This is a genomic window from Acidovorax sp. Root217 (assembly GCF_001428645.1).
GTDB lineage: Bacteria > Pseudomonadota > Gammaproteobacteria > Burkholderiales > Burkholderiaceae_C > Acidovorax.
The window spans coordinates 28,762-41,216 of the sequence record NZ_LMIH01000027.1; the positions used below are offsets into that span (position 1 = coordinate 28,762).

A 12,455-nucleotide genomic window follows, 5' to 3' on the forward strand; every position below is an offset into this window, starting at 1 on the left:
GAAGAAAGCACACCATGAGTATCGAAATTCGCAACGTCAGCAAGCAGTTCGGCGACTTCCATGCCCTGCGCGACGTGAGCCTGGACATCGCCTCGGGCGAGCTGATCGCACTGCTCGGCCCCTCGGGCTGCGGCAAGACCACGCTGCTGCGCATCATCGCGGGGCTGGAAACGGCCGACGTGGGCACCATCCACTTCTCGGGCGAGGACACCACCGACGTGCACGTGCGCGAGCGCAACGTGGGCTTCGTGTTCCAGCACTACGCGCTGTTCCGCCACATGACGGTGTTCGAGAACGTGGCCTTCGGCCTGCGCGTCAAGCCGCGCAGCGAACGCCCGAGCGAGGCCCAGATCAAGAAGAAGGTCACCGACCTGCTCAAGCTGGTGCAGCTCGACTGGCTGGCCGAGCGCCACCCCTCGCAGCTGTCGGGCGGCCAGCGCCAGCGCATTGCGCTGGCCCGCGCCCTGGCCGTGGAGCCCAAGGTGCTGCTGCTCGACGAGCCCTTCGGCGCCCTCGATGCCAAGGTGCGCAAGGAGCTGCGCCGCTGGCTGCGCCGCCTGCACGACGAACTGCACGTGACCAGCATCTTCGTGACCCATGACCAGGAAGAGGCGCTGGAAGTGGCCGACCGCGTGGTCGTGATCAACCAGGGCCGCATCGAGCAGAGCGGCTCGCCCCAGCAGGTATGGGACAACCCGGCCAGCCCGTTTGTCTACGGCTTTTTGGGCGACGTGAACCTGTTCCAGGGCCGCGCGCACGAAGGCCTGGTGCACCTGGACGGCATGCAGCTCGACGCCCCTGAGCATGCCGATGCGCAGGACACCAAGGCCTTTGCCTATGTGCGCCCGCACGACCTGGACGTGCAACGCTACGCCCCGGGCGCCGGCATCGACGCCGCAGGCCGCCCCCGCGGTATCGTGGCGCAACTGAGCCGTGCCATCGTGGTCGGGCCCATCGCACGGCTGGAACTTATTCCTTCGGACGATCACAAACCAGCGGACAATTCGAATCCCGAAATGCTGATCGAGGCGCAGATCCCCGCGCAGCAGTTCCGGGAGATGGGTTTCAAGGAGGGCGAGACGCTGGTGGTGACGCCGCGGCGCGCCCGGGTTTTTCTGGACCACGCTGCCAACATCTGACGCTTGTCGCCCCGTGCCCCTTGCGGGCCGGCGCAAGCCGGATGCTGGGGCTCAAGGGATGATAAGAATATGGTGTTCAAGTGGATCGACAATGCGCCGCGCCGCATCCTCGGGCTGATCAGCCTGGCCTGCGTGGCCATGCTGGCCTTCGGCATGTACCTGCAGCATGCGGTGGGGCTGGAGCCATGCCCCATGTGCATCGTGCAGCGCTATGCGCTGATCGGCGTGGCCATCTTCACGGGCCTGGCTGCTGCGCGTGACTCGCGCGGCTGGTGGATGTCGCTGGCCGGCATCGCGGTCCTCATCGCTGGCTTTGGCGCCTTCGTGGCCGCGCGCCAGAGCTGGCTGCAGTGGTACCCGCCCGAGGTCGCCACCTGCGGGCGCGACTTCTACGGCATGATCGAAAACTACCCCATCAGCCGCGCCATCCCCATGATCTTCCGCGGCTCGGGCGACTGCGCGGCGATTGACTGGACCTTTCTGGGCGGCTCGATTGCCAATTGGTCGTTTGTCTGCTTTGTGGGCTTTGGCCTTGTGATGCTCGTGCTGCTGGCGCGGCATCTCAAGGGTGGGCGCCGGGGTGGTTCGGGCTACTCGATGGCTTGAGTTTTCTCTGCATGCATGACAAAGGCGCTCCTCGGAGCGCCTTTTGTTTTCTGGTCATGGCGGCTGTCCGAAAGAGCAGCTAACGCACGGATACAGCGGGCGGGCTCCACGCACTTCATTCTCACCTCACACACGCTCGCCATACTTTCGCGCACGGCCTCGCCTCGCTACTTCAGGATCGGCCGGGGTTCGCAGCCAAGCCGCCCAGGCGGCTTTTTCGAGGTACCCATTCGCGCGCGAGGAACCCCATGCTCCCAGCTTTGACGTTCGCCCTGCTGCTTGCCATGTCTTCAATCCCGGCACTGTTGCCACGCCGCAAGCACGCGGCAATTGGCCTTGTTATGGTTTTCGGGCTTTGGATCGCAGCCGGTGCCTATCTGCTCAATGACCTAAGAAAGAACCCAAGCGGTGGAGATGGACCTGCCTTCTTCGCCATTGCATTTTTGATTGGCCTGGGCAAGGGGGTGGTACTGTTGTCGCTCGCCGGGCGCGTCCTGGCAGAGTTGCTGGTGTCAAGGATCGCACAACCCGATGCCAGCCAGTGATCGGCGCTCTGCTGGGCATCGCGTCGGTGTCCGTGGCGATGGCGGTGCTGTTTTGGCACTACCCGTTGCTGCTGGGCCTGGCGACGGTTGCGAGTTTTCCGTTCATCTGGCTGAGTATGGCCATGGCACTGCTGGTCAACCGCGCTTCCAAGCAGAACCTGCTTCGTGCGTGAACGCACCGCGGCCACCCTGCAAGAGGCGCGCTTGGGAGCGCCTCTCGTTTTTGCGAGAGAGCGGCCAACAAAACTCAGCGAAGCGGTTCTGCCCAGGCGCTGCGTAGCAGGCAGTACGGCCCGTACGACAAGACGCAGCAACGACGCTAGAAGTGTCTCGTTGGCGGACCGTGCGCATCGCGCGGGGCAAGCTCGGTCGGCTGGATGTAACTAACTTCGCTTGACCCATCTTGATAGGCATGCGATATTCATACACCATAAAACCGATTTCAGCACATTTGGAATAATTATAGGTGCATTACGGCGAAAATCGCAAAATGGTTCAACACCGAGATCCTATGATAAAAAGTACGGAAAATAATGTTGAAAAATTGCCTGGAACGAGGATCCCAGATCTGGCGCCGGAATTTATTATCGGCGTAACTGGAACAAGCGGGAAGACGACGTCCACCTTTCTGATCAACAGCATTTTAATGGCCCATGGAAAAATGACGGCACTTGTTGGTACTATCGAAAATAGAATTGGGGCGACCAGATTCATAACCAACTACACAACGCCCCCTGCAGAAGTTTTTCGTCAACTTACTCGTCAGATGGTTAGTCAAGGCGTCACACACCTTGTTGCAGAGATTTCATCGCATGCCCTCGTCGAAGGCAGAGTCGACTGGCTAAATTTTGACGTTGCCGTATATCTCAATCTCTCGCATGAGCACCTCAGATTTCACAAATCCATGCAGGCGTATGCAGAGGCGAAAGCAAGGCTATTCAACCGATTGCTTCCTGTAAGCCAGAAGGAGCACAAGGTCGCAATCGTCTGTGTTGACGATGACTGGTCGTCGACGATGTTGGAAGGAATCCCAACCGGCGTCGAGTTGGTGACAATATCGACGAGGCGTTATGATAGTTCGGCGTTCGTCCGCGAGGTCTCGACAGCGTCAACGGGGATTTCGCTGCGGGCAAACGTGATGGGTGAGGATTATGTTGTGCGATCAAAGCTAGTTGGCCGTCATAACGCGGGAAACATCTTGGCTGCATTGACAGTTGCTCACATCATGGGTATTCCTCGGGCGATCATTTGCCAAGCGATTGAAGCAGCCGAGCTACCGCCAGGCCGATTGCAGTGCATCGGGCGTGGTCGACCAACTGTGTTCGTTGACTACGCGCAAACACCTGCAGCGCTGGCTGCAGCTTTGCAGACGATGCGAGAGCTTATTCCAACTGGAGGTAGGCTCATTACAGTGATCGGCTGTGGGGGTGATCGCGATCCCGGCAAGCGACCGATGATGGGGAGCCTTGCCGCAACTCGGTCGGATCTAGCCATTTTCACAGCCGACAATCCGCGATCAGAAAGCGTCCAGATGATCATTAACCATATGGCGAGTGAGCTTGATAGGAGCAGTAGCACTATAAAAATTCACAGTCGCTCGAGAGCCATCAGATGGGCAATAAAATCAGCAAAAAATGAGGACATTGTTTTGGTCGCTGGAAAGGGGCATGAGTGCGTGCAAGTGCTGCGCTCCAGCCAGCGGTTCTTCAGCGACGAGGTGGAAGTCCGTAGGCGCCTGATGCTCAGGGCTAGCCTACGAGTTCACTGCTACGATGTTCCCAATAGTTTGCAAATGGACTTGGGTGAATTGCAGCGGCTTGTTGGTGGTCATAGTCAAGCTATTGAGACAGACAAGATTTTTGATTCCATCGGTCTCGGACTTTCGGTGCAACCTCATCGTGTGGCAATCCTGTCTCCTCGCAGGCCGGCTAGCTACGCAGAGACCTTCATCGGACGTGCATTGCACCTCAACGCAGTTGCGGTGGTGGTGCCGCGCCAGCTAATGACTTGGTATCGGAGTGTAGGGAGCGGTGTCCCACAACTGTCGATCATAGAAGTCGCGGATGTCGTTATCGCAATTGAAAAAGTGGAGCGGCGATTTGGGCGAAGGTTGTGGAGTCAAGCAGGCTCCCATGCTCTTTCGGACAACTCCAATCTGGCGTTTTGAGGAGGGCACTGCTTTGGTCACGACAGAAACTGTGCGGCTTGTCGCTGGTGGCGATGTGGAATGGTCCGGGATGGTTAGTCGTAGCCCGTTCGTCTTTGACCGTCGCCGACCAGAAGGTGACACATGGCCGGCTATGCCGCGGCTGCGAACATCCATTCCCCGTCGAGAGATGACCGAGTTGGCCGACCGCACTGACGCGCACTATCACAGCTCGATTCTTAATAGAAAGGATTTTGGGCGGTCTGAGCGTATGGACCAAAACCCGTTAGAAGGGGTGGCAGCTGTCTTCCGCGCTGCAGACATTGGCTTTGTGAATTTGGAGATGCCTTTGGCTAGTGCCGTCCGTCGAGTCGGGGACTTTCAGGGGGATCCCCAATTTTCCGTCACCCTCGCAAAGGCTGGTGTGACTGTAGTGTCACTGGCCAACAATCATGCGTTAGATGCGGAAGGCGCCGGATTGGATAAGACTATCGCAGCACTTCGTGGAAGTGGCATCAATCCAATTGGCGCTGGTGTCGATTTGGAGCAGGCACGCCTCCCATCGATTATAGAGTGCAACGGGATTTCTATAGCGATTTTGGCTTATACGCAAATCCCTTGCGAACAGTCAGGCGCAAGCTTCGCGACTTCCTACCGATCAGGTATGGCACCCTTAGATCCAGTTCTTATCGCGGCAGACGTGCGTAAGTGGCGGAGGGCCGTCGACTTTATTGTGCTGTCTTTTCACTGGGGCATTGAGGGCTCATCTCAAGTACACCCGCGCGCTAGAGAGATAGCGAGGTCCGCGGTAGAAGCAGGTGCATCACTTATATTGGGGCATCATCCACATTTGCCGCAAGGAATCGAGCGAATTGGAGATGCCTTCATCGTTTATTCAATGGGGAATTTACTATTTGGACATTCGCATGACTATTGGAGCGATAATATTTTGATGGATGTTATTTTCAATAGAAATGGGATTTGCCACCTGCAGGTTTGGCCAATCGCTGGTGCGGGCCGAGAACTATTCAGACCAAGGGTCTTGGAGGGTGAGCGAGCTGTACGATTACTTCGGCATATTGCCAACTTGAGCCGTCCTCTGGGGGTGCGCTTCCGAATGCACAAGGGTTGCGGAGTTGCGGTCTGAACGCCACACAAATGCCTTGGTCCGATACTTACTGGAGGAACGAATGCAACACGCTGTCGAGAAAATACTGTTTGAGGTTTCGTCGCTCGCTGAGCCACTCTTGGAGGCCGTTGGCCAAGCCAAAGTTCGGCCCCTGACTGTGCGGCAATCGCACGATGCTGTGCTTGCGTACTTGGATCAGTTTCAAGACAACGCACTTATCGACGCTGTGCTGGAAGCTTCCAAAGTGCAGAAACTTCGGGATCGGCTCGTACAAGCCAATGCGCACTTCCACTCTAGTGTTGAAAAGGAAAAAGCTCGCTCGTTCTTGGCCAGTGAACGATTGGACCCTTTTGAGGGTTCATGGATAAATAAGGGCTTTACTGACTTGCTACAGGGCCAGTTAAGTCAGTGGGCGCGATGCGGAGTTAATTTCAGAAGCCCCGGATTCTCTATTGCCATAGTTGGAGGTGGCGCCCTGCCTCAGACGCAAGCGTTTTTACACCGTGCGCTGGGGTGTCGGGTGGTCGGAATCGATTGGGATCCAGAAGCCACCGAACTGTGTGCAGGTGTGTTAAGGAGGATCGGCATGGGCCACCTCGAAGCAGAGACTGCGGACGGCGCCACTTACGACTACGCGGAGTTTGACATGGTGATTGTGGCCACGTTGGTCACTGACAAGGCGAGCATCGGTCGGACGGTGGCCAGCGCAGTTAACGCAGCGGAATTCTGTCCTCGAATCCCAGTGCGGATGCATCGAATTTGGCGCGAATCAATTGATTTGGAAAAGCTCTGTTCAACTATGGACTTGCTCGACACCTTTGCGCCGGAGGGCTCTAGTGTGGGGTCGTTGCTGTTAAGGGCTCGCCGCGGGAGGCGCATGTGAGCTTAGTAGCGCAGTGTGTCTTCATCGACCCCGATGTACGGTGGATTTTGACGATAGCAAAGGCGCGGGAACGGGGCTTTTTGACAACTGCTGTTCACTCTGCACTCTTTGGCACAGTTTATCCGACGGCAACGCGAAGCGCTGACCGTGCAGCGCTGGCTCAAACAGACGACATCGAATCCCTAACAGAAGTATTTTGCATGCTCTTGAAGCAGGGGCCGATATGTGCAGTCTTGGTTGGACGGGATGCCGTCATCGAGCAAGTGGCACGCGTATGCGAACTACTTGGCATACCCTTCACACCGACCGCCTGCCTAGATGTGACTCGCGACAAGGTGGAGACGCGTAAATACTTGCAGGCGGCGGGGTTACCCAACGCTCAGTATGCCCATGCTCCTGATGTGGAGGCTTTGCACAATGCTGTCGAACGACTGGGATATCCCTGCGTCATAAAGCCGGTCAAAGGACACGCTAGCATTTTGGCTTTTCGAGTTCGCAACGAGTCCGAGCTGTTAGGCGCAGTGCGAAAAATTCGCTTGTGGGTAAAATCGGCCGATCCTTCGGAGCTTTGGATTCTTTCGCGAGGGTTTATTTGTGAAGAATGGCTACGCGGCCCAGTTATCTCTGCGGAAATATGCTGCTCACCCAGTGGGCATGTGCCAGTGACTTTGGCGATCGGAACTACCTATCGGCAAAATATATGTTCCGGCTACGGTAACATTATTCCATTTGTGCCGGACTACCATCTCCAAGAGGCTTGCTTCGACTACGCCATCGCAGCATGTGGCGCAGTTGGTGCGACATTTGGCATGTGTGACGTTGAGATGGTCTACACGACGAGCGGCCCCATACTTCTTGAGATCAATGCTAGAAAAATGGGAGGCGAGATGGTGGATGCCTATGAATTAGCCACGAAGTGCGACTTCAGCGACATATTGCTCGATGCCTATCTAGGACATGCCGCGCGAATTCCTTGTAGCGATGGGAGCCGTTCTACCGTTATAAGGAAAGTAATAGCTCGACGAGGTGGGACAGTTGTTGGGCTGCCTACCCGTTGGCTTCGGAGTTTGCGCGATAGGTATCCTAATGTATTGTTCCGAAACTATAGTCTGGTGCCAGGCAGGACCGTGCGCCGTGGGCAGGTAGTAGCTCGCTTCCTTGTTGCACACCATGATCCGAAGGAGGCATTTAAGTTTGCCGATTGGGCGCTGGAGCGGCTAGAGAAGGCTTCACAGATCCCGATGATACGTGGTAAGCTCCCTACGCTGGCGCGCCGCCAGTGCAATTCACCAAATGGAGGCGAGATGAGTACACCCGATCCAACCCCTGTTATGTCACCAGCCAAGAAGAAGGCAAAAACCCCAACTAAGCGAGCTGCAACCTCGCCAACGAAGAAGAAGTAACAGCCGTTCAGCACAATTGTGACTTGGGGAGCGTCATCAATGGCCTTTGGATTGTAAACCTAACGCCTAGGCGCTCAACTCTTTGCCTAGTCAATCAATTTACATGGAACTGCAAATTCCACTCGCGACCCGCTTTCCGTCGGATCGGGCTGCGATTTATTCTATAGACAACTTCTTGAGTGTTGGGGAATGTTCGCGGCTCTGCCGGATTGCATTCGCGCATCTTTCTCCTTCGGCTACTACATCGGGTGAGACTGGTATCCAATACAGACGTAGTAAGACAGCGCACCTCGGTCTTATAGACTCGGTTCTCGTCGCTGATGTTGATCGACGCGTAAGCGAGTTGCTCGGATTAAGTGGGTCTCCGTCGGAACCGCTTCAGGCCCACGTTTATCAACCCGGAGATGAATTCAAGCCGCATACGGACTACTTCAAGTCGATTGAATTGAAGCGTTTTCGGCTCACTCCAGGACAGCGTGTGCTGACCGTCCTTATCTACGTTCAGGAGCCCGATGAGGGTGGGGAAACTGTCTTCACAGAGATCGGCTTGTCGATTCGTCCAAGGCAAGGGAGTGTCCTCATTTGGTCCAATCTAGCATTGGACGGAGAACTAAACCCGTATACGAGGCATGCCTCTGCCCCTGTTATTAGGGGTCAAAAGGTTGTATTGACCAAATGGTTCAATCAACGCGAGGAACCTTTAGTTGTATCCAAGGATCCGGGTGAGGAGCTTCTGCCGCTTACCCGTTCTGGATTTGTAAAGCGTTCGATTCCTAACGGTTTATGGCGGTCAATTATTGACTGGTACACGCTGAGTTGCCATTTGGCCAAGCCTGAGCGCGCTGCGCGACGTTACCTGCAGCAGACGCCCGGTGGTGAAAGGTTGCCAAGCAAACTTCTTGAGTTGCCGGGCCACCTTCGAGAGAGAATTAAGCTAGAATTGACCCCGATTGTGGAGGATTGGTGCTCTTCAAGCGTTAGGCCTACTTGGGTGTATGGAGCTCGAATCTATCGCCGTGGGGTGAAATTGCTTGCCCATCGAGACAGGCTAGATTCTCACATTCTGGGTGTGACGATGAACATCTGTCAGTCAGACAGCTCCAAATGGCCCATCAGAATTCAGGATCACGTATATCGATGGCACTCAATATCTTTGAGTCCAGGACAAATGATCCTCTTCGAGAGCGCTAAGTTGCTGCATGAACGCTCTCAGCCACTTAGCAGCGATCATTATGTTAGTGTTTTTTGTCATTTTCTACCAGTTCCCAAGAGTTAATTGGCGGACTCTAATTGATGCAAATTTGCAACAAAATTTTGAGGGCCTCTTGAGGGCACGTTATGTTAAATCAAGCTACGCCAAGCTACCATCAGTTAGCTACGCCTCAGGCTAGGAGTTCAACGTGTGGTCGCCACTGACCGCCCCCCGCTGCGAAGCAGTCGCTCTGCCCGGGTCGCAAAAGGTCCGGTTGGGCCGAGGCTGCGTGAAACGCACGTTACACTCTGGAATTGACCCACTCATAAGTCAACTGCCCAGATCGTCCTACACGTAGGATCTCGATGCAAGCGAATGGTTGAAATAACCTCGCAAAAGTCCTCCATCGACGTTTTCACAAAGCATAGGCCCGACGCAGACGTAAACGCCACCTGTAAAAAAACGCTCTTCGGAACGACTTTTTTGCAAACCGGCAACTTTACCGATCAAACGCCGCCTGCAACTCCGCCTTGCTGACCTTGCCCTGGTGCAGCATCAGCATGAGCAACAGCCGCGCCTTCTGAGGATTCAGGTCACCGGCCATCACCGCTCCCGCCTCGAACGTGGTTTTGCCGCCGCCCGGGAATCCATACAGCGGATAGGTGCGGCCGTTGTGCACGCGGGTAGAGATAACCACCGGCACACCCTTGGACAGCGCGTACTTCACCGCCTCGAACATCGAGACGTTCATGTTGCCCATGCCCACGGCCTGCACCACGATGCCCTTGGCGCCCTGGTCCACGGCGTAGCGCATCAACCCACCGTCGGCGCCGCCGAACATGGCCAAAATTTCGACGCGGGGCATCTCGGCAGTGCCGATGTCGATGTGCTGGCGGCGCAGCGGTGCGCGCGAGAACACGACCTTGTCGTCCCACACCTCACCGAGGAAGCCGAAGTCGCCCGATTTGAAGGTCTCCACGTTGCCGGTGTGCGTCTTGGTCACACTGCGCGCGGCGTTGATCTGGTTGTTCATGGCGACCATCACACCCTTGCCCGTGGCCTCGGGGGTGGTGGCGATGCGGATCGCGTTGAGCAGGTTGCGCGGGCCGTCGAAGTCGGGGGACGATGCATTGCGCTGTGCGCCGATCATGACCACGGGCTTGTTGGACTTGACGGTCAGGTCCAGCCAGAAGGCCGTTTCTTCCATCGTATCGGTGCCCTGGGCGATCACCACGCCGCTGACTTCGGGCCGGGCCAGCGCGTCGTCCACGGCCTTGGTCAGGCGCGTCCACCACTTGGCCTCGACGTAGTTGGCCGACATGGCGGAGAAGTTGTTCACCTCGATGGTGGCGTACTTGCCGGCATCGGGCACGGTCTGCATCAGGTCGTCACCGGAGATCGCGGGCACCACGCCCTTGGTGACCGGGTCGACCTTCATGGCGATGGTGCCGCCGGTGGCGATGAACTGCACCACCGGTTTGGCGGGGGTCTGCGCAAATGCCGCGCCGCAGGCGAGGCACAAGGCGGCGAGGGTGGCGATGGAAGGGCTCAGTGTCATGGTCGTTGTCTCCAGTCTGTTGTGGAAAGCGAGGGGGGGCCGGGGCTGGGCACCTGCGCAGCAGGGGGCTGCTGCGATTGTGCCGGGGCAAGGCTTCGTCGCAATCGCCGTGCCAGCAGGCGCATTGCTGCGGTGCGCCGCCGGGCGCAGAGGGCCGCGCAGGCGGCTTCCGGGAGAAAGGCCGGTATTTCCGCCGGAACGCGCTGCCCTGGCATGCACCCAAGGCGACTGCATTGGCCGGAAAACCGGAACCGGGCGGCGAACCTGTGCGGAATTCCGCAACGCCGGCTGCCCGGTTCCGGTTCCGGTGCCCTCAGCGCTTGGCAGAGAGCGGGGCGCTGCAGATGCCGCCCTGGCGCGGCGGCGCCTTGCACAAAAGCACCATGCGGGCCGAAAAGCTGCCGTTGCCCACCCCGCTGGACGAGGCGCGCAGCCACGGCGCCTGCTGGCCGATGCGGGCGAGTGCGGCCTTGGCATCGACCTCACCGGCGCGGCCTTCCAGCAGCACCTCGCCGCCTTCGCGCAGCTGCAGCCGGGTCAGCTCTACCTGCGCACCCAGCAGGGGCAGCAGCTCGCCGCGGATCTGCTCTTCGGTGTAGGCACTGCTGCCACCGTTGCCTGGCAGGCAGACGCTGGGCTCGCCCGGCGCCTGGCAAGCCAGGTCGACCAGCACCCGAAAAGTCACTTGCGCACCCTGGGGGCGGGTGTAGGCCACCTGGGCATAGATCACATCGGGAGAGCGGCCCAGCGACTGCACCAGCGTGCGCACGGCCGCCACGTCGGGTGCGGTGCCTTCCATCGCGCCGCCGGCCTTGTGCAACTGCACCGAGGCCAGTTCCACGCCGGGCGGCAGATAGGCCTTGAAACCGTCGGCCACCAGCTGGCGCGGTGCGGTGGCTACCGGCGCACCGGGCGCCAGCGCGGCTGGTTCGGGTGACGGCAGCACCGGCGGTGGGCCGGCACGGCCCAGCACCTCGTCGCGCAGAGCCTGCGCCTCGTGGCGGATGTCCGGCGTCAGCGCCATGGGGTGCACGCGGCTGGCGGGTACGTCCAGCGCCTCCAGCGCGCCGTCGATCCAGATCGGGTACAGCTCGGCCAGCTTGCCGGGTGCGCGGGCGGGCTGGTAGTAGCCCGCCTTGGTCTCCGGGCCGATGCGGATGGAGTAGCGCGCCCTGGTGGTCAGGCTGCTCACGCCGATGTGCCGGGCATTCACCTCGTGGAACAGCATCGCGGTGCTGCTTTGGGTACTGCTCAACTGCAGCCACTGCACCTGGCCGGTGCCGCCCGCCAGTGCACCGGCGTTCGACTTCAGGCTGAGCAAGCCCATCTTCACGTCTTCAAACCACACGCGCAGTTGCGAACTGGGGTTGAAGTAGATGCGCATCGCCGGCTGCTCCACCCGGTCGAACAGGTAGGCCGCGTGGTCGCCGCTGAGAATGAGGTCGTCGGCCGTGGCCAGCTGGAGCGTGAGGCAGGGCGTGCCACGGGGCTGCTGCGCACCGCCGCGCACGCGCAGCACCACATCGCGCGGTACGGCCTTGTCGCCCGGGTTGTAGCGGTCCTCGCCCACCTCCACCTTGTCGCGGGGGCCGATCAGCCGGTTTTCCGGCCCCGATACCACGCGCACCGTGCAGCCGTCGGCCACGATGCGCAGCTGCCTCAGGTTGCCCAGCCGCCCCGAGGTGGGGTCCCACACCCGGTCGCGCGATTCGCGCAGCAGGCGGGACTTCTCGATCAGGGTATCTGGCATGTCAGGCAGCGGCGCCGCGATGGCGGCCAAGCCGCTGCCCAGGGCCAGTGCCGCCAGGCCGGCGCGCGTGAAGGAAAGGAGAGGCATGCCGGCATTGTGTGCCG

The 12,455-nt window shown here is 58.8% G+C and carries 11 protein-coding genes; 9 read left to right on the forward strand and 2 right to left on the reverse strand.

The features are described from left to right. Positions 1-14: 14 nt before the first annotated feature. The 9 genes from ASE31_RS23550 to ASE31_RS33170 all read left to right on the forward strand — a co-directional run bounded on the left by ASE31_RS23550 (position 15) and on the right by ASE31_RS33170 (position 9,127). On the forward strand, positions 15-1,139 hold the full coding sequence (locus ASE31_RS23550) for a sulfate/molybdate ABC transporter ATP-binding protein (protein WP_057204261.1): 1,125 nt from the start codon (positions 15-17) through the stop codon (positions 1,137-1,139). Between the two features lie 69 nt (positions 1,140-1,208). Next, on the forward strand, positions 1,209-1,745 hold the full coding sequence (locus ASE31_RS23555; protein ID WP_057204263.1) for a disulfide bond formation protein B: 537 nt from the start codon (positions 1,209-1,211) through the stop codon (positions 1,743-1,745). Between the two features lie 248 nt (positions 1,746-1,993). Then, positions 1,994-2,290 carry a hypothetical protein gene (locus ASE31_RS23560; RefSeq protein WP_057204265.1) on the forward strand — a complete coding sequence of 99 codons (297 nt, stop codon included), beginning with the start codon at positions 1,994-1,996 and terminating at the stop codon, positions 2,288-2,290. Beyond that, on the forward strand, positions 2,287-2,463 hold the full coding sequence (locus tag ASE31_RS31890; protein WP_157412627.1) for a hypothetical protein: 177 nt from the start codon (positions 2,287-2,289) through the stop codon (positions 2,461-2,463). Before ASE31_RS23560 ends, ASE31_RS31890 begins: the two co-directional genes overlap by 4 nt. 338 nt (positions 2,464-2,801) lie before the next feature. Continuing rightward, complete coding sequence (locus tag ASE31_RS31210; protein WP_162261429.1) at positions 2,802-4,457, forward strand: Mur ligase family protein; 1,656 nt, start codon at positions 2,802-2,804, stop codon at positions 4,455-4,457. A 169-nt stretch (positions 4,458-4,626) separates the two neighbouring features. Beyond that, positions 4,627-5,583, forward strand: coding sequence for a CapA family protein (locus tag ASE31_RS31215; RefSeq protein ID WP_162261430.1), 957 nt, complete (start codon positions 4,627-4,629; stop codon positions 5,581-5,583). 43 nt (positions 5,584-5,626) lie between these two features. Next, positions 5,627-6,448 (forward strand): hypothetical protein, encoded by an 822-nt coding sequence (locus ASE31_RS31895; RefSeq protein WP_157412629.1) that lies wholly within the window; start codon positions 5,627-5,629, stop codon positions 6,446-6,448. Then, positions 6,445-7,851 (forward strand): acetyl-CoA carboxylase biotin carboxylase subunit family protein, encoded by a 1,407-nt coding sequence (locus ASE31_RS31220; protein ID WP_157412630.1) that lies wholly within the window; start codon positions 6,445-6,447, stop codon positions 7,849-7,851. Before ASE31_RS31895 ends, ASE31_RS31220 begins: the two co-directional genes overlap by 4 nt. A 103-nt stretch (positions 7,852-7,954) precedes the next feature. Further along, positions 7,955-9,127 (forward strand): 2OG-Fe(II) oxygenase, encoded by a 1,173-nt coding sequence (locus ASE31_RS33170; protein ID WP_082604331.1) that lies wholly within the window; start codon positions 7,955-7,957, stop codon positions 9,125-9,127. A gap of 415 nt (positions 9,128-9,542) precedes the next feature. Here ASE31_RS33170 and ASE31_RS23575 read toward each other — a convergent pair whose 3' ends face one another. Together ASE31_RS23575 and ASE31_RS23580 are read right to left on the reverse strand one after the other, a co-directional pair. Then, positions 9,543-10,601: an asparaginase gene (locus ASE31_RS23575; protein ID WP_057204272.1), complete on the reverse strand. Its 1,059-nt coding sequence runs from the start codon at positions 10,599-10,601 to the stop codon at positions 9,543-9,545. Between the two features lie 313 nt (positions 10,602-10,914). After that, entirely contained in the window at positions 10,915-12,438 is a 1,524-nt protein-coding gene (locus ASE31_RS23580) for a hypothetical protein (protein WP_057204274.1), read from the reverse strand. Positions 12,439-12,455: the final 17 nt, after the last annotated feature.